The 26,559-nt window shown below is 45.9% G+C and carries 18 protein-coding genes; all 18 read left to right on the forward strand.

Features of this window, described 5'->3' with window-relative positions:
• Positions 1-12 precede the first annotated feature (12 nt).
• The gene (locus Enr17x_RS09100) at positions 13-1,743 is read left to right on the forward strand and encodes an alanine-zipper protein (protein WP_145307996.1); all 1,731 of its coding nucleotides are present in this window, start codon (positions 13-15) and stop codon (positions 1,741-1,743) included.
• Between the two features lie 67 nt (positions 1,744-1,810).
• Positions 1,811-3,394: a phage tail sheath family protein gene (locus Enr17x_RS09105; RefSeq protein ID WP_145307998.1), complete on the forward strand. Its 1,584-nt coding sequence runs from the start codon at positions 1,811-1,813 to the stop codon at positions 3,392-3,394.
• A gap of 9 nt (positions 3,395-3,403) precedes the next feature.
• The gene (locus tag Enr17x_RS09110) at positions 3,404-3,847 is read left to right on the forward strand and encodes a phage tail protein (protein ID WP_144987305.1); all 444 of its coding nucleotides are present in this window, start codon (positions 3,404-3,406) and stop codon (positions 3,845-3,847) included.
• A 30-nt stretch (positions 3,848-3,877) separates the two neighbouring features.
• A complete protein-coding gene (locus Enr17x_RS09115) occupies positions 3,878-4,264 on the forward strand; it encodes a hypothetical protein (RefSeq protein ID WP_144987303.1) in 387 nt (128 codons plus the stop codon).
• Positions 4,265-4,275: 11 nt separating this feature from the next.
• Complete coding sequence (locus tag Enr17x_RS30365) at positions 4,276-4,455, forward strand: DUF6760 family protein (protein WP_390622550.1); 180 nt, start codon at positions 4,276-4,278, stop codon at positions 4,453-4,455.
• Positions 4,452-4,877 (forward strand): phage tail protein, encoded by a 426-nt coding sequence (locus Enr17x_RS09125; RefSeq protein ID WP_145308000.1) that lies wholly within the window; start codon positions 4,452-4,454, stop codon positions 4,875-4,877. The genes Enr17x_RS30365 and Enr17x_RS09125 overlap by 4 nt, the downstream gene beginning before the upstream one ends.
• Positions 4,874-6,535 (forward strand): hypothetical protein, encoded by a 1,662-nt coding sequence (locus Enr17x_RS09130; protein WP_145308002.1) that lies wholly within the window; start codon positions 4,874-4,876, stop codon positions 6,533-6,535. The genes Enr17x_RS09125 and Enr17x_RS09130 overlap by 4 nt, the downstream gene beginning before the upstream one ends.
• A 2-nt stretch (positions 6,536-6,537) precedes the next feature.
• A complete protein-coding gene (locus Enr17x_RS09135; RefSeq protein WP_145308004.1) occupies positions 6,538-7,236 on the forward strand; it encodes a CIS tube protein in 699 nt (232 codons plus the stop codon).
• The gene (locus tag Enr17x_RS09140; protein WP_390622530.1) at positions 7,208-8,320 is read left to right on the forward strand and encodes a phage late control D family protein; all 1,113 of its coding nucleotides are present in this window, start codon (positions 7,208-7,210) and stop codon (positions 8,318-8,320) included. Before Enr17x_RS09135 ends, Enr17x_RS09140 begins: the two co-directional genes overlap by 29 nt.
• Positions 8,317-8,952 carry a phage baseplate assembly protein V gene (locus tag Enr17x_RS09145; protein ID WP_145308008.1) on the forward strand — a complete coding sequence of 212 codons (636 nt, stop codon included), beginning with the start codon at positions 8,317-8,319 and terminating at the stop codon, positions 8,950-8,952. Before Enr17x_RS09140 ends, Enr17x_RS09145 begins: the two co-directional genes overlap by 4 nt.
• Positions 8,953-8,964: 12 nt before the next feature.
• Positions 8,965-9,261 carry a PAAR domain-containing protein gene (locus Enr17x_RS09150; protein ID WP_144987289.1) on the forward strand — a complete coding sequence of 99 codons (297 nt, stop codon included), beginning with the start codon at positions 8,965-8,967 and terminating at the stop codon, positions 9,259-9,261.
• Complete coding sequence (locus Enr17x_RS09155) at positions 9,258-9,686, forward strand: GPW/gp25 family protein (protein WP_145308010.1); 429 nt, start codon at positions 9,258-9,260, stop codon at positions 9,684-9,686. The genes Enr17x_RS09150 and Enr17x_RS09155 overlap by 4 nt, the downstream gene beginning before the upstream one ends.
• Positions 9,683-15,325 carry a baseplate J/gp47 family protein gene (locus Enr17x_RS09160; protein WP_145308012.1) on the forward strand — a complete coding sequence of 1,881 codons (5,643 nt, stop codon included), beginning with the start codon at positions 9,683-9,685 and terminating at the stop codon, positions 15,323-15,325. Before Enr17x_RS09155 ends, Enr17x_RS09160 begins: the two co-directional genes overlap by 4 nt.
• On the forward strand, positions 15,322-17,265 hold the full coding sequence (locus tag Enr17x_RS09165) for a baseplate J/gp47 family protein (RefSeq protein WP_145308014.1): 1,944 nt from the start codon (positions 15,322-15,324) through the stop codon (positions 17,263-17,265). The genes Enr17x_RS09160 and Enr17x_RS09165 overlap by 4 nt, the downstream gene beginning before the upstream one ends.
• Positions 17,262-19,436: a phage tail protein gene (locus Enr17x_RS09170; RefSeq protein WP_145308016.1), complete on the forward strand. Its 2,175-nt coding sequence runs from the start codon at positions 17,262-17,264 to the stop codon at positions 19,434-19,436. The genes Enr17x_RS09165 and Enr17x_RS09170 overlap by 4 nt, the downstream gene beginning before the upstream one ends.
• A 20-nt stretch (positions 19,437-19,456) precedes the next feature.
• Positions 19,457-20,947, forward strand: coding sequence for a hypothetical protein (locus Enr17x_RS09175; protein WP_145308018.1), 1,491 nt, complete (start codon positions 19,457-19,459; stop codon positions 20,945-20,947).
• Positions 20,944-21,738, forward strand: a complete 795-nt coding sequence (locus Enr17x_RS29545; protein ID WP_198001056.1) for a hypothetical protein — start codon at positions 20,944-20,946, stop codon at positions 21,736-21,738. Before Enr17x_RS09175 ends, Enr17x_RS29545 begins: the two co-directional genes overlap by 4 nt.
• A 123-nt stretch (positions 21,739-21,861) precedes the next feature.
• Positions 21,862-25,824, forward strand: coding sequence for a hypothetical protein (locus Enr17x_RS09185; protein ID WP_145308020.1), 3,963 nt, complete (start codon positions 21,862-21,864; stop codon positions 25,822-25,824).
• The last annotated feature ends 735 nt before the right edge of the window (positions 25,825-26,559 follow it).

Consider the following 26,559-nt stretch of genomic DNA (forward strand, 5'->3'; position numbering starts at 1 on the left):
GAGAACCGCAAAATGACCCACGATATGATTAATACTGCAGATACAAATTCGATGGACAAATGTGATAATTCACATGAAAAAGCATGTGCATTGGATGAGACTGAGGCACCCAAGTTGTGGCGAGAGAAATTCAAAGTTGATTTCAAAAGGACTAAAGGTTGCAACGATGTAAAGACGCCTCTCGAACGTGAGAAGTGCCTTGTTGATGCAATAGCTAAAGAAGTAGAGACCATCAACAAGGCTAAAAGCGCTGAAAAAGCGAAGAAGGAACTTGAGGCAATTCAGAAGTCTGCTGAGACTGCGATTAAAGATTACACCACGGAAGCTCACAAGTCTTTTATTCTGATGTGGGAGGAGCAGGATAAGGATATCCAAAAATTGCTTAATAAAGTTGAATGTATTCCAAATTGGAAATGTATCATCGAGTGTTACATCTGTCCCTTGCTTAACGAATTGTATTTTGTTGCGCAAGAACTGAATGGTGATCCATTGAACTACTGTCATTGTTGTGAGCGCAAGAACGTGTCAGACACGTGTTCTGAAGAAAAGACCAAATGTGAGCAATATCAATCTTACCTCAATGATGATCCAAATTATCGGCAGTTTTCTAAAGAACTTGCAAAGAACCATTATGACCTTTTGCATTGGCTTGAGCGCGATTTAGCTCAGAAGAATCGAACGTATGAACTTGTTTCTAATGTCTTGCAGGCGTGGATGAATCCAAATAAAAGTCTCAAGGATTTATTAAAAGCGAATTCAGAGTTGATTAAAAAGTGTAATGATGAATGGTGCTCGCGCACGACACACATTGTTTATGACATCTTCGTGCAATTACTACCGTTACATTTTGCCATTCGTCCAAGAGACAAGAACAACAAAAAGTGGCCTGATGGTAAGAAACCCACCGTTATTCAAAAGGAATTTTACGATTTATATGCGCATTTGTGTTGCGACGAGGGGCAGCCAATTGATTGTTGCAATGTGAATGTAGGAGAGCCGAGCATTCGTGATCGACTAATCGGAACTCAACCATATATTGTTGATCCGAGCGAGTATTACGAACTTATTTGCTGTTTGACTAAACACCGTTACCTTAAAGCTCAGGAAGCGATGGCGAAAGCACAGGCAGCATTGGATGCCCAAAAAAAGCGAATCGAGGATTTGAATAAGTTCATTTCCAAGGATGCAGGAACGCTCGCCAAAATCGCGTATGATCTTATCCCCTTAGAAGTAGGCCCATGCGATTGTAGCAATGCCTTGAAGACTGCTGAGGTAGCACTGAAGACAAGTATCTACGCTGATGAATTGGCAAAAAAGGTAGAACCAATCGCTAATGAGGTTGATTGTATTGCGAGCAATGCAATTGAGACCGCTGATGAAGCACTTGGCCATTGTCCCAGTGATAAAGCCAAGCAACTGGCCGGTGAGGCCAAACAAGTTGTAAATTGTGCCAAGACGAAAGCTGATGACGCAAGAAATACAGCTGCAGACGCTATTAGAGAAGCTTGCGACGCTATGGGGGCTGCCAAGGATGCCAAGGAATTGGCTGAAAAGTGTGAGGACGTAGACGAAGCCTATGAGAAAGCGGAAAAAGCAAAGAGTTCTGCAAATGAAGTCAAGAATAAGGCGGAACTGGCCAAAAAATGTGCGGAAGAGGCCATGAAGCATGCAAACATCGCCAAAAAGAGAGCTGACGAAGTCCTGGAACTAACTAGATCATCAAAACAACAGTATGGAGATTGAATCGATTAACCCAACGCCGATTAAGAATCCAAGAATTATCAACTATTACTAAAGAAGGATAATTACCATGCCCGAATATTTACATCCCGGTGTTTACATAGAAGAGGTGGAACGCGGCCCACGGCCCGTTGAAGGTGTCCCGACAAGCACAGCGGCGATACTCGGAGAGACCGAACGTGGCTCGATTACACCGCGTCTCGTGACCAGTTATAAAGAGTATCAGCGTTGGTTCGGGCGAGTTTTTGGAGCTGACAAGTATGTGCCCTATGCTACTAATGGATTCTTTGAGAATGGAGGCAAACGTGCTTATATCTGTCGAATCGTTGGTCAGGCAGCAACTACAGCAGAGGAAAACTTTGGTGACTTTAATGTTAGAGCGGCAGGACCTGGTGAATGGGGAAATCGTGTCACAATCAAAATATCGGATGGTTCTACAAAGGATTCGAATAACGAGAGTATTGGATTTCGTTTGCGCGTAGCTTACTGGGATGGAAGCGAACCCGCTCCAGCAATTGATCCATTTGACTCGGAGCAGCTCGCTACTACTGATAGAAAAATTACCCATATAGAAGATTTTGACGATCTTGTCACCGATGAGACCTCACCCGACTTCTATGGCAAACGCTTTCCTCTTATCGATGATGACATTAGTGATAAAAACCAGGGGCCAGAGAGTTCGGCGCTTGCAATGCTTGTTCGTTTATCAGGAGTCTCTGCCATCGCGCGACCTGAGAATGGAGTGAAGAATTTGACGAACGGTGCAGACGATGCTACTCCTGTCGCGAACGATGACTTTAAAGGGTTGCCCGCTGGAGAACGAAGAATTGATCAGGGGCTTTCAGCACTTGAGCTTGATCCTTACCGAGATGTTGCTCTGGTTTATGCACCACAAGTCGATCCAGACACTTCGAAGGCCATCATTTCACACTGCGAAAAAATGAAGTTTCGCTTTGCAGTCGTTGACGCTCCAAAGGGACAAAACAGTGCTTCTGATCTCAATCCACGAAATTCGGTGACCGACACGACTTATGCTGCGTTTTACTACCCTTGGCTGGTTACATCAGATCCACAAACTGGAGTACGAAAATTGACACCACCCGGAGGTCACGTGCTTGGAGTTTATGCGAGATCCGATACAGAGCGAGGTGTTTTTAAGGCACCCGCTAATGAGATTGTAAGAGGGGCGTTTTCAGTTGAGTTTGATATTAATGATGAACTTCAAGATGTACTCAACCCAAAGGGAGTCAATGTCATTCGAAGTTTACCTGGTCGTGGTATCCGAGTTTGGGGTGCCCGCACGTTGTCTTCAAATGCGTTATGGAAATACGTCAGTGTGCGCCGTCTATTTATCTTTCTGGAACGATCTATCTACGAAAATACGCAGTGGGTTGTATTCGAACCAAACGACCAAACATTATGGTCTCGAGTGACGGACACAATCCGATTATTTCTGCGAACTCAGTGGCGATTAGGTGCGCTTTTTGGGGCGACGGAAGAGGAAGCTTTTTTCATCACGTGTGACGAAACAACAATGTCACAAGACGACATTCTCAATGGAAGGCTCATCTGCGAAATTGGTATCGCACCCGTTCGACCTGCTGAATTTGTCATCTTCCGTATTTTCCAACACACCAACGAATCACAGCAATAGGAAACTCTTATGGACCGCAATGATCCACTCCGGAATTTTCGTTACAAACTAGAAATTGATGGCATCAATCAGGCCGGTTTTAGTGAAGTCAACATCGCGGAAACAACGATTGATGTTGTTGACTACCGTGAGGGCGACGATGCGCCTTTCCCACAAAAGCTAAGTGGGCTGACAAAGTACGGCAACATTACTTTGAAGTGGGGGCTTACCTACGGTGCTGAAGCATTAGAGCTATTTAATTGGCATAAGCAGATTGCTGCCGGACAGATTCGAACACAACGCAAGAAGGTGGTGATTGTTGTTCAAGATGAAGCTGGTACAGATCGTGCAAGATTCGTGGTCACCGAGGCTTGGCCGGTGAAGTATGATCCTGGCGATCTCAATGCCAATGGAAACGAAGTTATGATTGAATTACTCGAACTGGCAAACGAAGGCATCGAGCGAGTTGCTTAACTGTTAACAATTTTTATTTGAGGTACATCGATGACAACACAACAAAGGTTTCAAACCGAAATCGAATTCACACTTCCTAAAGGTTTCGTCGACGATGCAGGAGAATTGCATCGCAATGGTGTGATGCGCCTTGCGACAGCAGCTGACGAGATTCTTCCCTTGCGGGATCCGCGTGTACAACAGAACGAAGCGTATTTCGCAGTGATCGTACTTTCGCGCGTGATTGTTCAATTGGGATCTTTGGTAGATATTCATCCTGGAGTGATCGAGGGTTTATATGCATCTGATTTATCATTTCTCCAAAATCTATATGAGCGATTTAATTCAAACGAACCGATGGACTCTTCGACTACGGAACAGAAGAGTTACTCAGAGCCCAAAGAAAATAGAATGGCCAATTTACTGGGGGAAGCATAAAGGCCTATCCTATAAAGCAATTGTACGAGGAGATGGCCTTTATCGCGTACCACTTGCATTGGTCGCATCATGAGCTGATGAATATGGATCACCGGGAAAGACGAAAGTGGTGTGAAGAGATTTCAAATATTAATCGCGTGCTGGATGGTGCGCCAGCAAATCCATTTGATCTGGGAAGGAAAACCGGATGAGAACTGACCCATTGCGAGGCTTTCGCTTTCTGATTGAGTTTCAGGGTATTACGACCGGCGGTTTTTCCAGTATTAAGGGAATATCTCGTGAGATCAAATACGAATCTTATAGGGAAGGAGGTGTTAACGATTATACACACAATTTGATTACCCAAGTATCTCATCCAGTGCTGATTCTTGAACGAGGATTAGTGATGGATGACCTCTGGAAGTGGGCACAGGATACCGCAGGTGGAGAAGTCGAACGTCGGACGTTGTGGATTCGTTTGCGGGACGAAACCGATAGATCAGCTTGGGCTTGGCAGGTGGAAAATGCGCTACCTGTTAAATGGTCGATTTCCGATCTAGACTCTCAACAATCGCAACTTGTTGTGGAGAGTCTGGAACTTGCACATCAAGGATTGAGAAAGGGAACCACATGAACCACTCGATCCAGTCTGGTTTCGGCATTCTAAAGCCACTTGTACGCCAAGTAGGATTACGCGGGTTGTGGCAACGTTCCAGATGGACAATTCGGACTCCAAAAAGTTATCGGAGAAAAGGTGTTTTTTCGAATTGGATTCCACTCGTTCTCACATGGAAACGCCGACTCAACTTCATAGATCAAACTATGAATATACTCAAGTCAATCGAGCCAACTTATCTGAATAGACTTCATGTTTACAACAATAAGAGCGTCAGTAATCAAGATCGGCGATCGGCTGTAATCTTTCCTTCAAATACCGATCATCAGGAAAATGATTTCCTACGAGAACATGCGCAAACGATTTCGGTAACACTAAAACCAAAAACTGTGATGAACCTGGTTTTTGAAAGTCGCTTCGTACGCAGCAGGCACACGGCAATTGTTCAGAACAGGTCTTCTAATACCCGTCTGCACCGGCAATCGAATTATTTTTCGAAGGTACAATTTCTATATCCATCGTATCAGAAGCAATTGACTCAGATGTCTGACACGAACCTGAGCAATATTTCGTTTCCAATAACGCATAGAAAATCCGCACTACAAACGATTCGTTACCAGTCGTTCAATCTTGCATTTCCAGTTTTAAATACAGTGAACTCCAGCAATTTCAAAATGTTTCCCCAACTGGGAAGCGAGAAGGAACATTCGCAGACGGCTTCGATAGCTTCAAATCCAGAACCGGTGAAGGGCATTGTTTTTGAACATCCCTTCGTACGCAGCAGGCACACAGCAATTGACCAGAAATGGTTTTCTAATACCCGTCTGCACCAGCAATCAAATTATTTTTCGAAGGTACAGTTTCTTTATCCCAATTATCAGAAGCAATTGATTCGGTTGTTTTATATGAACCCGAGTGATAATTCGCCTTCAATAATGCACAGAACATCCGCATTACGCTCGGCTTATTATCAGTCGCTCAATCTTGCATTTCCAGTTTTAAATACAATGAACTCAAGCAGCTTCAAAATGTTTCCCCAACCGGGAGGCGAGAAGAAACATTCGCAAACGGCTTCGATGGCTCTTAATCCTGAAACAGTGAAAAATTTTGTTTTTGAACATCCCTTCATACGCAGCAGGTACATGGCAAATACTCAGAAATGGTATTCAAATACCCGTTTGCACCGGCAATCGAATTATTTTTCGAAGGTACAATTTCTTCATCCCAATTATCAGCAGCAATTGACTCCGTTGTCTTGTATGAACCCGAGTGTTATTTTGCCTTCAATCACGCATAGAACATCTGCACTTCGCAAGACGTTTTGCCAGTCATTCAACCTTGCGTTTCCAGTTTCACATACTGTGAAATCAGGTGCAAATCAATCGAACGATTCACGTACAACTTCCCTGCATTATGTCTGGCGAAAAACAATTGCGCAAGTTTTTCGTGATGAGCAGTCGGGACAGGGTAAACGTCCATCGATAATGACAGATTCAGCGGTAATTCACAGAAACGAATCGAATGAAATCCCGATAACCAAAGCGAAGGAGATTTCTCAACTTAGCAAGAATCCCGCATCGTCCATTGACCTGCCACTATTGGATAAAGTTACTGAAGAGGTCATTCGTCGTGTTGACCGGCGCGTTCGTATTGATCGAGAACGGAGGGGATACTGACGATGAATAAAAATATTCTTAAAAAAGCGACCATCACAGTCATGGATGGACAAGATAAGAACAAAGTCATCAGCCTCCTATTTAACCCTACCGAATATAGTCTGGATCGATCCAATTCTTACAAGGCGACACCGATTCCCGGTATTAGTTCTCCGGTATTACAATTTGTTAATGGTGAGAGCGATCAGTTGAGTATGGAATTATTCATGGATGATTATACTGACCCGAATGGTCCCACATCTTTATTGCAAAAAGAAAACGATCCACTGGGGGAACGACTAGCTGCTATCTCAAAACTTTTATTGATTGACCGGGAATTACACGCTCCTCCACCAGTCCGATTTAATTGGGGGACAATGGAGTTTCATGCCATCATCGAGAAGTTAGGTCGGAAAGTAACCATGTTTCACCCTGATGGTATACCGGCGAGGGTGACGCTGTCGATCGTGTTCAGAGAATACCGAACTCTCAAGCAACAACAGGAAGATCCACGGCTCGAATCTTCCGACAAAACGAAAAGACGAATAGTTGTCGGAAAGGAGCAATTGTGGTTCATAGCTGCTCGTGAATACGGCGAATCGGAACTGTGGACCCGAATCGCGGATCGAAACGATCTTGATGATCCTCGTGAAATAAAGCCTGGTGATTGGCTGGAAATCCCCCCTCTGGAGAATGCAAGTGGAACTTTCCCAACTCGCTAAACGCTATAGTGATTTCTATACACCTGCCTTCTCAGTTCGACTGAGCGGGCAAGACCTTGTGCGCGAATTACTGGCTCCCGTAAGTCAATTGGAAGTGGACCTCATGCTCGGTGCTGCCTCGCGTTTTAGCTTTACTATTCCCAATTGCTACGACCAAGAAAAGGGAATTTTCCGTACGAGTCAAAGTAAAAACTTGTTAAACAAACTTGAATTTGGATCCAAGGTAGAACTCTACATGGGGTACGGTGACTCGAAGTCATTGCCAATAGTTTTAAAGGGAGTTGTCACAGAAATCACGACTGACTTCCCCGAAGGTGGTGTTCCTGAACTCACAATTGCTGGGTACGACTATGGGTTCTCAATGACCATTGGCAAGAATAAACGCACTTGGTCAAAAAAACGAGATAGTTATGCAGCTACTGAAATTGCACAATTTCACAACCTGGGAGCGAAGATCGAATCCACCATCGATGAACAGATTCAGATTGAACAAAACCAGGAAAGCGATTGGGAATTCCTCAAAAAACTGGCAGAACGAAATCACTTCGAATTGTATGTCGACGAGCAAGCGACACTTCACTTTGCGAGACCTGACAAAAAACAGAGCGCGATCGTAAAGCTGGAATATGGCAAAGCGTTACTCAGCTTTCGTCCTGAGGCTAATTTAGCGGGTCAAATCTCTCGAGTGGAAGTTTACGGCTGGGATCTTCGTCAAAACAAGAAGATCGTAGGGGTTGCAAATGCAGGCCAAGAATTTGGTCTCAGAGGGGACAGCCCAGGTCAATTTTTAAGATCATTTGGCCCTGGACCCAAAAAACAACCGACATTACGAATTCGACAACCTGTACGAAGTCAGGCTGAAGCGAAGAAACTTGCCCAAAATATTTTAAATGAACGTGCAGAAAAGTTCCTTACTGGTGAAGGGGAATGTATTGGTCTTCCCGAGATACGACCTGATCGGAATGTGAAACTTGATCGACTTGGCGGTTCTTTTTCGAAAACGTATTACATCCATCAGGCTACTCATAAGATTGATAGCAATGGCTACCGTACGCGCTTCAAAGTAAAGGAGACGGGACTATGAGGATACCGCAATCTTCTCCAGTAAGCGAAACTCAGTATGAGGCAGGGGGCTATGCCAAAGGCGTTGCGCTTGCAACGGTTACACAAAATAAAGACGACCAGAATCTCTGTCGCGTAAAAGTAAGATACAGCTGGAGTGATACCGAGAGTTATTGGGCTCGACTTGCTGTTCCTATGGCGGGAAAAGGGCGAGGTTGGGTTACGATTCCCGAAGTCGGCGACGAAGTGCTTGTCGTGTTCGAACGAGAAGACATCCGATATCCCTACATTGTTGGATCGTTGTGGAATGGGAAACAGACGCCACCAGTCAATAACTCCAATGGCAAAAATGATGTCCGAATTCTTAAATCTCGCAAGCAACACCACCTTATGTTTGATGATGGGAGCAAGGGAGTTGTCGAACTCAAACATGAAAAGGGACGAAAAATTCGTTTCGATGATGACGGCTTCATCGTGGAAGATGAGAAAGGGAATGTAGTTCAGGTGGATAGTACGAGCGGTAACATGAGTATCAAGGCCAAGGGGCATCTGCAAATCAAAGCGAAGACAATCAGTATCGAAGCGGACGCCACAATGGAGATTAAAGCGGGGGCAACTCTGAATATCAAAGGGCAGTTGATCAACATTAACTAGGGGAATAGCTATATGGGAAAACCTGCCGCGCGTGTTGGAGACTCGACAAGCCATGGAACTCCGCTAGGACCCGGGCCAGGTAGCGCAACCGTTTTCATTGAATCATTACCGGCATGGAGAGCCTTTTCCGATTTTCATACTTGTCCATTGTCGGATGGTCCGAAGCCACATGTTGGCGGCGTTGTTGCTGTGGGAAGCTACACTGTATTTATTGAAAAATTACCCGCGGCTCGACAAGGAGACAGCATCATTGAAGTAGGGCCATCCAACCCCATTTCCAAAGGTTCTCGTACGGTGATGATCGGATGAATTTAAATACTGATGATTATGATCGCAAAGCATTCCTCGGACGAGGTTGGGCAATGCCTGTTTCGCTGGATTTGCGCACCGGTCGCGTCGCCTTTGTAGAGTATGAAGATGATATTCGTGAATCAATTCGAATCGTGCTTGAAACGGCTCCTGGAGAACGGGTGATGCGACCGAACTTCGGATGCGGAATTCATGACCTTGTATATGCCAACCTGGATACGACCACAATGCACAGGGTGCGTTCCCTAGTCGAAGAAGCACTTCGTCGATGTGAAGCTCGCATCGAAGTTCTCAAGGTGGTGGTCGACGACCAGGCGGTTCTGAAGGGTCAATTGCTGATTGAAGTGGAATATCGAGTTCGCAAAACGAATCAAACGGGCAACCTTGTCTTTCCGTTCTATTTTGGGGAAGGAGGTCAGCCGTGAAATCACCACGTGCCCCAAGAATCGACGACCGTCGGCAATCTGAGTTCTTGGCAGAATTGCGTCGTCGTGCCCAGGTGTGGGTTCCTGATTGGGGACTTGAAGGTGGAGAGCAGGATTTCGGCATTGCACTGTTGGAAGTGGCCGCACGATTCGATTCTGAAGTCACCCAACGTTTGGATCAAGCTGGAGACAAAATGCTTCGTGGTTTTCTCGACTGGCTTGGAATCCAGAGGAAAGCGGCTCAGGCCGCCCGCGTACCTGTTGTTTTCAAAACAGCAACAGGTACACAAGATCTGGTGCTGGCGACCGCACCGATCACGCTTCAAGCGGATGTTGACGGGACACCTGTCGTCTTTGAAACGGAAACCCAGTTAAACATTGTCCCCGGTTTGCTCGACGTAGTGGTCGGGGTCGATGTTGAGAAAGACGCGTTCTATCTTCCCGCGCCGGGGCTCACTGAAGTTGAACCTTTGTCGTCGATGTCTACCCAGTGGAAATTGAAGTCGTTCGCCGCGGCTAATCAAAATAAATTGCAACTCGAGACTGATTCTGGTTTGACAGAAGGTATGATCATCGCCGCAGGAAAAAACGAATACCGAGTCATCGAAGTTGAAAATGGCATCGCAACTGTTGAACCTGACTTGCAGGGTGGCCTCATCAAAAGTGAGATCGTTCGTCAAGTGAAAACATTTCAACCCTTTGACGGCTACGCCCGCAATCGTCAGGAACATGTTCTTTATCTTGGTCACAGGGAGCTTTTAAACATAGATTCCGCGGTAACCATTGAAGTGCGCGGCGCTGGTGCCCTGTCAAACGGTTTTAAGTGGGAGTATTGGGGAAAAACAAAAGAGGACGAAGAGACCAAATGGCAGCCCATCGAAGTCAATCCTGAAGATCAGAAGGCAGGTATGACGGTATTGACAAAAGGAAAAGGCACAATCGAACCGTTTAAAATTGGTCATACAGAAAGTCGCTGGATAAGAGCCCGCACGAAGAAGGTGGAAGGCAGTAAGCCCAAGTTGCAGGTTGAAGAGCTAACACTAAAAATTAATTCTATTTCGACCGGTTTTCCAGACTCCGGGGAAGATGACTTGCCGGACAAACAAGCATTTGCCAACAACACACCGCTTGTCCACGATAACGTTTTTTATCCCCTTGGTCGCGATCCAAAACTCTTTGATGCTTTCTACATCGGTTGTGAAGAGGCGTTTTCCAAGAAGAAAGCTGATGTGCAAGTTTGTATGCAACTCGCAGCTACAAATTTTCCCGCTGGCCTCGCTCATCTGCGAGTAGAAATTAACGGAGAGGGGAGCGAAATCCTTGCTGGTTCTGCCTCGGATCGTGGTTTGCACCTGTTTAAATTCAATTCTGAACAAGATGAATTGGAGTACTGGACCAAGCCAAAATTGTTGCGACCGCCATCGCCGAATAGCGATAGTGCTGATGCCGATAGATCGCTTGTCACACTCGATGAACCACGGTTCCGTGTTCCTATTTGGAAAAATGGTGGTGATGTTTTCGTTGCGGTCGCCGCTGGAAATGAAGTGTGGTTGTGGAAACAGGACATTACAACGCCCTCCCAATGTGGTTGGCAATCATTGGGTGAACTACCAGAATCGACAGACGAGGACATTATCACTGGTCTTGTCTACCTCGAGACACCAAGTCACAGTAGATTATTTGCGCTGTGCAGTGGCAAGTTATTTAAATGTGACCCAACCCTTAAGACAAAAATTTGGAAAGAGCTGGAAACCAATGAAACCATAGATGCCAATGACAAACTTGTTAAATTAACGCGCATCGAGCCTATAAGAGTAGAGATAGATAATAAACTCAGTCAAGGCAGTTTGGAACAGGGGTTAATTGGTGTTGCGGACAAAGGCCTATATCGCATTCATGTAGCTGACAATCAAGACCTAGTTAAGTGCATTTCACTTCTAGGCAATGAAGTATCCCAGAAACATTCACCCGTGGCTGTGTTCATTCCTAAGAAAGGACAAATCGGTGGGCATCTAATTGCAGTTGCAGTTGGCAAAGACAAAGACAAACTATTTGCGGTTAAATATGAGGATGAAAATTCAGGACCCCCGGACAACACCAAGCTTGATCTCGACTCAAGAGTTGTAGGATCTTCGATTGATGCGAATTTTATGGGTGAGAGCTTACAGGTTGCTGTCAGCGTTAAAAAATCGACATCCAATATATCTGAATTGGTGATGTGGGAACCATTCACTTCAGATCCGTTAAGACGAGACCTTTCTGCCGTCGGATTCACACCCATCGGTGCACCATCCCTTTTGACCGGGCACGTAGTAGTGCCCACCACTCAAAACCAGATCATCGCTACGAAAATTGGATTCTTAGCGAAACTACAGAGCGCTATTATTACATCAACAGAGCAGATCCAGGAGACCCAGCCCACAGAGAACAAAGTCTATAAGGTTGCAATACCGACCGGCAAAAAGCCACCTTACCAACTTACACCCTTAGACTTAGGGGCAGGTAAGAAGGATGAGGCTGGAAGAACGCTCTTTGAATTCGACTTTCCTTCAGTCGAAGGAGAGGTTTTTATTTTTTCAGAGGGTCTAAATAACTACCAAGGTGAGATTAATAGTAAGAAAGAGTTACTAATTGATAAAACTGACACTACTACGACTATCGACTCAGTGTTGTTGATTATTATGGATAGCACTAACTTTTTGGCGCGTGTTAAGGATTTCGATGATGAAAGAAAGAAGGTTACGTTTGATGAGAGTCTCAATCAGTTAGAAAATGAATCTATCCCTACTGAAGGTACTGCTGTTAGCTACAAGACGAATCGGATTTTCGGTGAACCGCAATATGTTACATTTCTTCACAAAGGTGGTAAATCAATCACCTTAGAACAAAACAGCACTGTGGGCGTGGGTTCTTTCTTGCGAATCAGCTACAGAGACAGGAGTGTGCTTCGGAAAGTAACTAACATTAGAAATGGTGGTGACTATGCAGATTTTTCCCCTGTTAGCAATGACCAGATTCCTAAGATAGCTTGCACTTACCAGAAACTAAAAGAAGATCAAATTGCTTTGGTAGAGGGTGAAAATAACGAGATCAAACTTCATCAAGATGACATCAGTACCAAGGTTGGGACGTTTTTACGAATCACTACTGAAACGTCGAGTGGAACCTATCAAGTGATATCAATGAGGGGTAACTCAAATGAGCCTCGCATTGCTAAGCTGAATATACAAGAAAAAGATAATATACTTAAGTTTCAAGAGTTAGAAGATGTTGCCTATCAGGCCGTCATTAGTACGCTTCCCCTGCTGAAACTGGATGAAAAATTAAAGACTTCGCACGCTGATTTGGCGGCACGGGGTTTGACCTTCCTGGGAGCCGACCCTCAAACGATTAAAGGCGAAGTATTCAAAGTCGATGACACTGACCCGGATCAATCAGAACTCGTTATCTTGGAACGACATTGGGAAAAGGCACCCAAGATTATTAAAGAAGAGAACGATTCTCTGGTTAACTATCTTACTGTCAATAGCATCAATGATTGGACCGTCTCACTAATTAATACGGATACCAATCCGGTCCTTTCCTGGGAATATTGGAATGGAAAAGGGTGGTCGGAGCTTGATGGAGCAGAAGATGGAACGCATAACCTCAAGTCAAATGGTTCACTGAAATTCAAGGCGCCTGATGACTTCGAGTCTTCGGACTGGGCGGGAAAAACAAACTTTTGGATTCGGGGCCGTCTGATTGGTGGCGATTACGGCAAAGAGACTGTGTCGATTCAGACGACCAAACCCCAAAAGAATGGGAAGAATATTGAAACAACACAAGTCGTAACACGAAGCAACGAAGACATACGAGCACCTTCGATTGTCAAACTCGCTGTAGTCTACAGCCTTTCTACTGACGTTCAACCCGAGTTCGTGCTTGCTCAGGATAGTGGTTCGGTGCGGGATCAAAGTGATGCGAATCGCACCAAAGGGGCAACGGTCGAAGCGTTTGTGCCGCTCAAGTTGAGCCTGGGAAGATTGATTGACGATGCCTCCCAAGCGGCTGCTTCTTCAGATGAGGCGCAACAAGCGGATTCACCAGACCATGAAGAGGGTGCTGCCAAGGAAGAACACCCTTCAGAAGATCCGACACAAGCCAACTCGAAAGAAGATTCAGAACAGGTCGCCAAAGGTAAAGCGATTTTCATAGGTGTGGAAGGTCAGCTTAGGGGTGATCTCGTGAACATGTTTATGTTAGCAGATCAACAATCGAATTCCGCGTTTGTTCCTTTGACGATTAATGCCCTTGTGGACAATCATTTTATTTGGATCGCTGCCAAAGATAACACACGCGGGTTGAGCGAAAGTGGTCTGATATCAATGTCCTTCCCCGTCTCACCAACCGAAGATGAACTTTTCGGACTCAAACGAAAGTGGTTGCAACTTAAGCCGAGTAAAGACAATCAAATGAAGGATTGGCGGCCCAAACTGTGTGGGGCTTATCTGAATTCCGTTTGGGCCAGTGCGCGCGAAACGCTCACTCGTGAATTACTCGACTCATCGACCGGAGAGCCAAATCTTACAGTGACACTCGCGCGGCCGCCCGTTTTAAGTAACACGCTCGAACTCCGTGTCCGTGAAAATCTAACTGAGGAAGACCGGAAGGAATTGTTAGAACTTGGAACCGGGCAAGTATTAAGTAATGTGGAAGACCTGCCCGGTGATTGGGTGTTGTGGCGATGCGTTGTTGACCCCCTGGATGAGTCGGCTGGTGATCGTGTCTATGCACTGGATGAAAACACGGGACGAATTCGATTTGGCGATGGCCTACATGGCTTAATTCCTCCAATTGGGAGAGACAACATTCTGGCGTTTCGCTATCAACGTACCGAACCCAATCAACCAGATGAAATTGATTCACCGGGTAATCAGGTCAAGGCGCGAAGCGAGCTTAATTTGGTTTCGCCTATTCCCAGTGTCGAAAAGGTTATCGCCGCAGACGATGCCGCTGGTGGGGCACCTCCCGAGTCGGACGAACGGGTGATGCAGTTTGGCCTCTCACGTTTGAGGCATCGCCAACGGGCCGTCACCTTGCGAGATTTCAAAGAGATTGCCTTGCAAAGTTCGCCGGAAATCGTACAGGCGCATGCGTTTCAGCGGCAAAGTTCAGTACAGCTTATTGTCGTGATGCGTGGCGACCAACCTAAACCAACGGCCGCACAGGTTCGTGCGTTACATCGAACGATTCTTGCTTCCTCATCAATATCATTATCGGCACCAAATGCCTTGGCCATTGAAGGGCCTACTCTGAGACGGTTTCGTATCTTGCTCAAATTGCAAGTTATTTCAATCGATGCAGCCGGTGAAGTGGCCAGAGAGGTTAAAAGACGTCTTCATACTTATTTCGATTCTGCTGGGGGAGGTGATGAAGGTGAAGGTTGGCCTGTCGGCGCCAACCCGAACGAAAGTGATATCTCCTTTGCATTACGCGACACACCAAATTTAGTCAGTATTATTAATGCTCATCTGGTTGAGGTGTTTAATGACAACGATGACAAACCATGGCCAGAGGCTTTAGACGGGACAGAACTCGCGTTACTGGCGAAAGACTCAGTTCGAATTCAGTTTGATATGGTGGAGGAGTTTAAATGAGTAAACTCTCTCCAAACCTGTTCCAACGACGTTTTCAGGATCTGATGGAGATTGGCCGAGCAAGCTTGCAGGCGCTCGCTCCAGAATGGACCGATCACAACGCACACGACCCCGGAATTACACTGATGGAGCTGTTAGCCTGGACAGCCGAAGCTCAGCTCTATTCATTGTCCCGAATGCGTCACGACGAACGGCAAGCATATGCGGCATTGATGGGAATTACCGATACTGGTGCAAATTCTGCGCACGGGCTCATTTGGCCTGATCCTAATGATATCAATTCACCCGTCAACACGTTTGCGGAGAATGTGATCATTCCCCGCGATGCGATTGCCCATGTCGAGGGACTCGAAACCACCACTTTTCAGCTCATTGACAATCAACTCTGGATGCCAGGCAGGCTGACACAATTGGTCACGCATTGTGCCGATGGCGAAAAGATCGATCATACAAATACGAATATGTACGGTGGGCAACCATTTTTTCCCTTTGGTGAGCGTGCCGGTTGTCGAGATAAATTTGCGCTTTCTTTTACATGCCGTGACAAGTTGCCTGGTAGCCAGTCACTACAGGCAACTTCCAGACACTGGGTTATTGGTGTTCAAGCAGCGCCTTCTACACAAGCGAAAGATGAATCACAAACTGAAGTCCCCGCTTTGATTCGGTCTGCGTTGCAGGCGACGCTTGTTGCCGGGCAAGATCGTATTCCGATCAAGGTCGTTTCAGACGATACGTATGGAATGTTACGAACCGGGGCCATTCGGCTCGAGTTTGACAACGTGAAAATTTCACCAACTACATTCACGATTGAGTTTCATTCTGAAGTTGGCTTTGCTCGGCCTCCTCGCATTATTCGAGTTGGGGCAAACGTGATTCCAATAGAACAGGTAACTCGTATCTTCCGTGAACTCCATGTCGCCAATGGTCTGCCAGACTGGAAACTTGAACTGAAACAACCCGGCTTGCGATATTCCATGAACAAGGAGCCAATTGCAATCGAGATAGCAGAACCATCTGGCGTCAAGCAGTGGTATCGCTGTGAGCGGCTTTCCGAGAAAGGACCTACGGATCGATTTTTCGAATTTGATCGAAAGTCGGATGTGGCAACATTCGGGAACGGTGTGAATGGTAAAATTCCATCTGCAGAGTTACATGTAATGGTAACCTATCATGTTTGTAACGGCGAGCAAGGTAGTATCGCACGAAATCGGAAATGGTGTGTGACTGGTTTTTCTGGTGTCTATGGTGTGAATTACAGTCCAATCTCTGGTGGTGCGAATGCACTCTCACCAACGAGTGTGCGTCGACACGCCCGAGATCGTGTCCGGAAAAGCCATGCTCTCATTACCAATGATGATATTTCTCATGCTGCGATCTCGCTTCCTTTATTAGAAGTCTCGCGTGCCTGGATTGCACCCCCGCATCGACTTGCTCCACGAACGGGTGAGACAACATTAGTCGCACTGCGCAGTCGCCTTGGGCAATCAGAACCTGATACAGTTCCGGAAACTCCACGTTGGCTTGAAGCCATCCGCTGCAGTTTGATCTCTCGAATTCCTTTAGGCACACGGCTTGCTGTAATAGCGCCTCGTTACATTGACTTTTTCTTTCAAGTCGAGTTGGAAGCGCAACAGGGAATCGATTCAGAGTCACTTCGAATGAAATTGGTAAAAGAATTCGCCAGTCGTCTTGCCTTGGACGACGATGGAGTGACAACACCGAGGGAACCAGGGGCGTCAGTCACAAGAAATGATCTTATGAATTGGATGAGATCGACGGCTGGTGTGAAACGCGTTCTCGACTTGAGTTTGTTTAAAGTAAATGGGGAGAATCAAAAGCTAGATCAAGAGATTCGTGTTCCCAGTTACGGCTTGCCTCGCTGGAATCGTCGTCGAACGACAATTACTGTAATTCCAACGGCGATGGGAGGACGCCGATGACCAATCAAAAAAAGTATCATTTTTCAACAACAGCTCAATGGAAAGCATGTGTTTTTGCGGGGACGAGTCTCGAGACGGTGACAGTCGAAAACGGGTTCGGTCCGACAGCACCATTCGGACAGCCTCCCACTCGATATGCTTCACCTGGAGCTTTCGCCCCGGTTATTTTATCCACGGGTGAAACATTATGGCGCGACGAAATTGGGCAATGTCATCAACTACTAGCCGAAGGAGGGGAAGCAGAGTCATTCCCCAGTCCATCTGCGATTGCGACTGCTGAGCGAATGGTGGCGACTGCTGATTTGCTCTGGGTACGAAAGGGTAAAAATTCAGTTCAATGTTTTGAAAGTGATTCGCTGACACAGTTCACAACGATTTCTTTTAAGGATGGGGATGTTATTGACATTGCCGCCGCGGACGATCAAGGCTCACTCTATGTTCTAATCCAACACAACAATAGTTGCTCGATCAAATGTATTAATCGGTGTGGATTTAAAAGCGAGTCTATTCCACTGAACGGGCTTTTGCGCGTCACTTCCTTGGATTCTCTGAAACAGACTTCCTTCGTTTATCTGAAACAAACGAAGCAATTCACCTTACTGACTCGTACTCAACAGCCTGTTCTTCTTTGGTTTGCTGAAGAGGGCGGTGATGTAATCCGTAGTATGCCGGTTGGAGCGATACGTCCGAGTTTCCGCGATCTACAATTGGGGTGCGATTTCCGTCATTCGAAACTTCTGCTGAGTGGGATCTATGATGACATTTCAGATAAAATTGCTGCTGTTCTCGTACTCGATCCAGATGGCGGCATTTTAAGTGAGGTAATTGTTGATCGGAGCGATGCGCCCATACAAATACAAGGAGTAACAGGTGGATGCAGCAGTTTGCTCGTTGCCGGCTCAAGTGGACTTCAGCGATACAGACAGACGAATATTGTTCCGCTCAGTAGTGCCGAAGTTCGTGCTTACGCACTCACACCGATGTTACGGTCGACTCCTCTTGAGGGGGGGCCACCTTGGCTTCGTGCTGAGTTCAAAGCCGAATTACCGCAAGGTTCAACCCTGAAAATCACTGTCGCTGCGACTGATGATGATAAAACACGGGAACGAATTTTGAGCATCACCAGGAATAACACCTTACTCGCTGATCATCTTGTAAAAACACTACATACCGATCCCGATCTTCATCGTAACACAACGATCTTTCAGGGACGAGCAAGCAACACTGATGTAGAACCAGAATCATTCAGCGCGCCGTTGTTTACATTTAAAGAGCAATACCTTTGGGTCAGTCTCGAACTGATAGCAGCGCCTGGGGCGAAATTACCGGTTGTTTATGAAATGAATGTTCTCTATCCCGGTATTTCGTTAATGGAACATTTGCCTTTGATATATCAACGTGAACCTTACTCTCCCGATAACTTTCTCCGTGCGCTCGTAGGAGTTTTGGAAAACTCGTCGCAAGAGATTGATCAGAACATTGCATCTTTAGGCAGCCTCATTCATCCCACGACCGCACCAGAGGAATGGCTCGACTATGTGGCCCGTTGGCTTGGTTTACCCTGGCAAGATCAGCTTAACACCAATCAGAAACGAGCGATACTATCACAAGCCGAAATTCTGGCTCAGGGTCGTGGTACGCGGTTTGGTCTTGAAGCACTTCTTAAAAGTATCATTACTGGTGAGCCACCACGATTTCGAGTGATCGATATGATTGCCGATTTCGGTTTCGCAATTACCGCTGCTGACAATCGCAAAGGCACCAATTTGCCTGCGATACTGGGTGGGGCATCACCCTGGAATTCTGAACTCGATGCGTTCGCTGTGGTTGACGTGATGCGACTTCCGTGTTCGTCGATTACGAATGATCCGATGCTTCGTTTTCTAGGGAAAATACGAATCGATATCGCGGCTACCGCTCAGGAACGAATTGACTGGGAACCTTGGTTGCTTGATTTGCTTCAGGAGATGGCACCGGTAATGACCACTGTCGAACTAAACTGGGTTGGACCCCAGGCATTGAAGAGTGATCGTATCCACGACGACTTTATTCTTGAACCGCTTCCGGATGCACATCTAGGTTCTGATGCAGTAACCGGACACGCTCGTCTACCCGACGCGAAACCACGACTTTCTGACATCGGACCCACCCTTGACACACGATTACATTGACACAAAAGGAGAAACGACCCATGAGTCATCAATCTGAGTGCTGTTCTAATCCAACTTGCGAGTCCGGACTTAGGAACCGTTATTTTCAGGGCAAGCGGTTAACGCCTGCGGCCCTTCAAACCGAGCAGGATTACAACCTGCAACGAAGACGATTGATTAACCGTTCAATTCATGGATGGGGAGTAGTACGCGGGTTCAAAGTTTCGAACCCCAACGAGCAAGGGTTCGATATCTCTAAAGGTTTCGCGCTCGATCAATGCGGCCGCGAACTATGTAGAATTGATGGAGGAACAGTCAAATATGATGAGATTATTTTCTTATACAAAGACGAATGTAAAGATTCTGATAGACAAAAAACGAATCCGGATAATTCTTGGAATCCATTTGCTTGTACCGAATTAATAGAGAAACAAGATGAGAGTAAAAAACTACAGTCAGTATGGCTCTTAAGCGCGCATTACGCAGAAGTGAAGATGAATTACGTGAAAGGTGATCCTTGTCAACCATGTAGTTCTCAGTGGGATCATGTCTGTGAGACGGTCCGATTTTCCCTTCGCAAGATGGAAAATAAAGAGTGCGATGACGATAAGAGTCGCCAAGGGCCAGGTGACACGAATTCATCTCAGGCAGACGGTAGTTTGGATGATAACGGAATTCGCCGTTCGCCTCGTTGTCTGTGTGAACATTCGAAGAAGTGGGAGTTTTCATCTGACCAAGGGGGGGGCCTGGATGAGTATCAGGAGCATTGTGGGGGAATCATTGATATAGACTTAGACTACAAAAAAGCCGTTCCATTGGCATATATCAAATTCTACGAAAAAGAAGACCCTCAGAATAATCGACAGAACAAATATTTTGTGTTCGATGATTGTAGTCCACGGCAATTAGTGAAACACAACGAGCTTCTGTTCGATTTGATTCCCAGTTGTGACCTGACCACGATCAGTGAGATTGGTTGGGCGAAATGGCATCACAAAGAAGTGGATCCAAAAGAATTTAAAGAGTTCATTTCGGAGGGTGCTGACGTTAATGGAGAAGAAGTTATTTTAAATAATATTTCAGTGAAATTTTCACGCGGAGTTCTTGTGAGCAGTCTACTTCCCGATTGTTTTTCCATGACCCTTCTGTTTCACGAGTCCACAACGGGTTGGTGGAAACCACATCGGGTTCCAATAGTGCGTATCAATCCGAACCCTGAGACCATCGCTCTGGATCAATGTGATAAAGAAGAACTAACAGATAGTGCTCAGATTGTTATTACCAAAAGATGGCTCAAGGAAGAATTCGACGCAGAGAGTTATTCGACGTTTGATAATGTACCCTCTCGAGTTGAAATCGAGGTTTATGGGGATCTCATTATCGATTGCAACGGACAGTCAGTAGATGTCAATGCGGTAGGCCTCCAAACGGTTCCAAGTGGGAACGGTTCACCAGGTGGAACATTTCGTTCCAGCTTTAAAATAGTAAATAAGAAAAAAGATGTAACAGAAATAAAAGGAGAATCGCAATGAATGAGCCATTAACTCGAGAGACGGGCAAATCCACTTTGGTCAAACCCCGGTTTGGCCCTGGAATGCTCTTGCAGCATGAAGATCTTGAGGCACAGACTGCCTATACGCAGGAACTGAGTCGTTTACTTTTACGTTCGCTGCTGGGATGCGGCGTTGTGTTTGGATTGGAAGTTTCGAAACCAAGCGAAACAGGACAGATAAAGGTTAATGAGGGGGTGGCCATCAATTGCCAAGGTGATCTAATTCATGTTCCCAAGGATGTCGAGGTATCAGTCAATATTCCTGATATAGGCAACGGAGAAGAACCAACCCTTTGGGTAGTCCTTTGTCGAAGAACGATCAATTGCGGTACACGCAATACAATGTGTTCTGATGATAATCAACCTAAAGTGATTCCAACTCGAGAATATGATGGCTATGAAATCGGAATTTACAAGGAATTTTCCAAAGATGAATGCAGTTGTAAATGTGGTGATGGGAATTGCTACGTCATTCTTGCGGTGCTGAAAAATGAAAATGGCAACTGGACTCGTGATTACAAAGCTCAGATGCCTGGTTCAAATGATGATTCAGAAGCTAGAGTGCACGTAAATTTGTTTAATAGAATAAAAGACGAATTGAAAGAAGAAATTCTTGAAGAGATAAAAATAACACTCGAAAAGGGGGGGAGTAATGAAAGCGGCCCAGCAAATGCGGACACTGTGAATCCTACGGGTGCTGCAGACACGACAGACACGACAGATACGACAGATACGACAGACACGACGGATACTACGGGTACTACGGATTAGGATCTGAAGTGATTCAAATGCGATTTTATGACGTGCTCAAAAGATAGCGAACATGCAAACTACTCCAGTCTAAGTGTTTCAAGGACATCAACTTGAAGAAGGAGTCAAACCTGAATCCTACTTATGAAACGCTCGGTTCAAAAGAAAAAAAAAGCGACACAACGTCGACCGACTAGAGGCTCTGCGTTACCAAAACGTCGTGCCGAAAAACCTCGCTCGGCAATGAAGGCGATGCAGCAGCGATTGGGTAATCGTGCTACGCAGTCGCTTATAGGCAGTTCAGGGGCTGCCTCGAAAAAAGAAGGCCGGCAAGATGCGAAGAAAGAACCGGAACCGGAAACCGAAAATCAGACCGCTAACCGGAGCAGGGTAGCCGACACACAGGCAGCATTGCCAACTACTGCTATCGAAAATCCGGTCGTTGCGTCTACGCCTATTTCAGCACAAACGGTTAGCACAAAATCGACCGAATCATTTTTTGTTAAATTCCTTCACTCTTCAGCCACTCAGATTGCTGACCAAATGGGATCGATCGGAGACAGGCTGGGAATGGATTTTCAGTCAGATCGACGAGAGTACTTGCAGGAAGCACCGACGCTGACAGCTTATCTACCTCAAGATGATGTTACGGTACAAGCGAGGGAGAATGCTGGTCCGGCTGAATTTAGTGAGATGCCAGGTGCTGAAGAAGTTGTATTACCACCACCGGAAAAAGCGGAGTCAATGACAGACGCCGAGACTACCGTTCCCGCACAACCAGAAGGTGACAATGTGGGAATCGATCCGGGTACAAAGCCACAATTTCGTGCAGATGGTGAAGCCGATACCAGTCGTATGGGCCATGTCACGAATGCGGCAAATCAAACCGCGAATCAAGCGGCACAACAAGTCGCGGAGGAAATCGAAGCGAACACGTCTGCCAGTCGCATTATCCCCGTTTCTGTCGACCGGCAAGAGAGAATTGAAATTGCAGAATCGGGTACCACTCAGCCGACCGAACAATCTGCCGAGATGCTTGAGTATTTTGACACAGACGTAGGTAACGATGTACGAGCGATTGCCGATGCCGACTTTGCCCCATTGCTAAATGCGGTCCTGGCGGAACCCCGTAATCAGGTAGAGGCGGCTGCTGAGCAAAGAGACGCAGAGCGTAATCAAGCCTTCGCGGATGCCCAAGCTGAAGCGGATGTGGCTACTGATCAAGCACGGGCTGACCAGCAGCAAGCAATCGCTGAAGGTCAAGCCGAAGTCCAGGCCGAAAAAGAGAAGGGAGTCGCCGAGCAACAGGAGCAACTTGCGCAGTTCAACACAGAAGTTGCCCACCGATATCAATCACATCAGGCTGAGGTCGCCGGCAAGATCACTGAAGAACAAGAGCGTGCGAATCGGACAATCGATAAAGCAAAAGAAGAAGCAGAGCAGGAAAGGAAGAATGCCGAAGAAAAGGCGGAGCATGAGAAACGTGAACGCGAAAAGAACAGACCGAAAGAGAAGAAGAATCTCTTGGGGCGAATCGTTTCATCGGTGAAGCGTGCTGTCAGTCGATGGAAAGACGCACTCGTCAAGGCAGTCAAGAAAGTCTTCAGCGAGGCGAAAAAAGTGGTCACTCGGGTTCTCGATACAGCCAAAAAGGTTGCAGTCGGTATTATCAATCGTCTCCGTGACGTCGTTGTGGGAATGATTCAGACATTTGCATCAGGTTTGAAGATATTGGTTGTTGCTTTGTTGATTGCGTTTCCGAAACTGCGCGCCAAGGTCAATGCAGCCATTGACGTCGTGGTCGAAAACGCTGTCGAAGTTGTGAATGCGATCGCCAAGAGACTTGAAGACACAGTGGTTGTCTTAATCGACCGTGTTCAATCAGTGGTTACCAAGATTATGGATTTGTTTGAACTCGTAATCGTGACCCAAATTCAGATCGTCGGTGCCATACTGAATGGCGAATTTCTTGATGCAGCAAAAATTCTCTTCCTGGCAGCATGTAAAGCAGTTGGCATTCCGGGCGAAGAATTCTTATCCATCCTGTCAGATGCGCGTGATGCGTTTATGGACATTATCAAGCAACCAGCCCGTTTCTTGAAGAGTTTGATCCACTCAGTTGGGCAGGGCATGAGTCGATTCATGTCGAATTTTCGGCAACATTTCGTTGGCGGGATTACGGGCTGGATATTTGGCGCCTTTGCCGCTGGCGGGATTACACTTCCCAAGACTTTTACACTGAAGTCTGTGTTTAGCATGCTGCTGGAGATATTTGGATTCACTTACCAGTATATTCGCGGGAAAGTGGTCGAGATGGTTGGGGAGCGCAATGTTGCGGTCGTTGAAGATGTGATGGCGAAGGTCAAGTCACTATTTACAGAAGGCCCGGGTATCATCTGGGAATGGATCAAAGACAAAATGGCTGAGGTTAAGCAGAAGATTGTTGATGCCGTCTCCGAATGGTTAATTACACAATTGATTATGAAGGCGGCAAACAAACTGGCTTCGATGTTTACGCCCGTTGGTGCTTTTGTTCAAGCTGTCTTGATGATGTACAACACAATGATGTTCTTCATTGAGCGGATCAAGGAGATCTTCGTCTGGGTTAAATCGATTACATCCAGCTTCACGCGCATGGCCAAAGGAATGGTCGGTGCCGCCGCCGAGTGGATTGAACAAGCAATGGCCAATTCGATCCCGCTCATCATTGCCTTCCTCGCCCGTTTAGTCGGGCTAGGTGACATCGGAGACAAAATCAAGTCTGTCGTTTCAAAACTACGCCAGCCGATCGACAAGGTGATAGAGTTTGTGGTTGAAAAGCTGGTTGCATTTGGGAAAAAAGTTTGGGGCGGTATTAAATCTGGCGCACAGCAGGTTGCTAACTGGTGGGATGCGAAAGAGGAATTTAAGGACGAAGAAGGTAAGCAGCATCATCTCTATTTTGAACTTGACGAAGACGGTAAGTCGGCTCGACTGATGGTTGCCAGTGACCCGATGGACTTTGAAGAATACTTGAAGCAACTTCGGGATTCCGGCAGAACCGACGAGCATAATGAGCTAGAGCCTTGCTATGCCCCAATTCGAGAAGCAAAAGCGACAATCAAACAGGGCAATAAGAACGAAAAGCGACTTGATACAGTTCCAACACATGTCAACCGACTTGCTAAGAAGATGGATAAATCCAGACAGCCTTCTCACAAAGAGGATCCGGTCTTGGAATGGGTACACTTGGTATTAGACGGTGCAGGATTGATCCCGGTACTCGGAGTTTTTCCTGATGCTATTAACGCCGGCATTTACTTGATCGAAGGTGATTGGGAAGGGGTAGGTTTTTCTGCTGCTGGAATGATCCCAATATTTGGTCATGGGGCAACGGTAACAAAGCATGGAATTAAAGTTACTAAAGAAGCACTGGAAAAAGTTGGAAAAGAAGGAGTTGAAACTGGGATTCGATACGCCAAACGTATGGCCACAAATTCTGTAAAGCACCGATTTACTCTAAAAGAATATGATGAATTGATTGCGTTCTGGGAAACTCAGATTCAAGAGCAATTAAATCCTAAGAAGCGTCAAGAATATCGAAAGTATATAGAAACACTTCGTGATTTGCAAAAAGGCAAACCTACCAAGCCACATTTCCGACAGACAGAAATGGAAATGCAGTACCTATATGGCCAAATTGGGTCAAGTCCAAATCAGCCGTTTACCAAAACTGGGAGTATAGCTCGTAAGAAAGATGGTAGTTTAAGCAGACGACCACCAAAAGGCTCTACTGTGCCCGATATTCATGGAAGCGAACTCATGGTAGAGGTTAAGAGTGATCGGTTAATACATAGCAATGGAAATATTGATGTTAATGCGATTCTGAAAATGTTACAAGGAGGCACTCGGAAGCGGTCACTTCGAAAGCAAATCGCACAGCGAGTTCAAATTACAGGGCATGGTAGACTTCAGACAGTTCTTTTAGATCTTAGAGGTCAATCTCCAACCGATGCTCAAATTGAAAAGATTACTAAGATAGTCGCAGATGACCTTTCTCAATACCTGACAAGCGAATTGGGGAATCAAATCAGATTCCCAATTGAACATGTTCAAGTAGTATTCTAGCAGGAATATCTGAATGAAACATTTGGGTGTGACATGGTATCAGGAACGCGAAAAGACGAAACACAGGTCAAGAAATTAACTTTGATTGAGCTGAAAAAGAAAATCTAGAATTTGAAACTAGTATTTTAACAAAAGAAGTTGAATCGACCTAAGGTAATAACGTTCATCAGTAGAAGAACAAAGTGGAAATCAAATATGTAAAAAATGTTACGGCAAAGTTACTCAATGCTGATTCTGGTACTGCCAAAATAAAGTGTGATCTACTTTGGAAGGATCGTGCTAGATTATTGAGTCTGGTTCGTTGCGGTCAAAATTTCGTGCGCGTGGGCGTATCAGTTGGATTAAAAACTCCAAACTCGGTAACAAGTCGCACGTTGGAAGTCCTCTGTGCGTAAGTGATAAGGTTGCGTTTACAATTCCACTACTCCCCCCGGTTCCGAAGACCGTAGTTGCTTTCGCCATGTGTTGCTTATGCTTCACAAAGGCCTGTTTTTCAGTGCCATTTACTTCAACCACGCTTTGACAATGCTTTGTTATTGCTTGGAGAACGCGTATTAGTAGGGGGATAATAGGGGGGGCTCAAGTGGACTGAGTAAAGTTTCGAGGTTCGAAGGCTTCTCCAAAGTTCTGACCAGGTCGTCTATGGTATTTGAACCGGTCATTGAGAAGTAGTTTCAATTTTCATACTGAGTATGAAATCAAATCATTATAGAGTATATGGCTGAATAAATTGAC

Origin of the sequence: Gimesia fumaroli, assembly GCF_007754425.1 — a bacterium.
GTDB classification, from domain to species: Bacteria; Planctomycetota; Planctomycetia; order Planctomycetales; family Planctomycetaceae; genus Gimesia; species Gimesia fumaroli.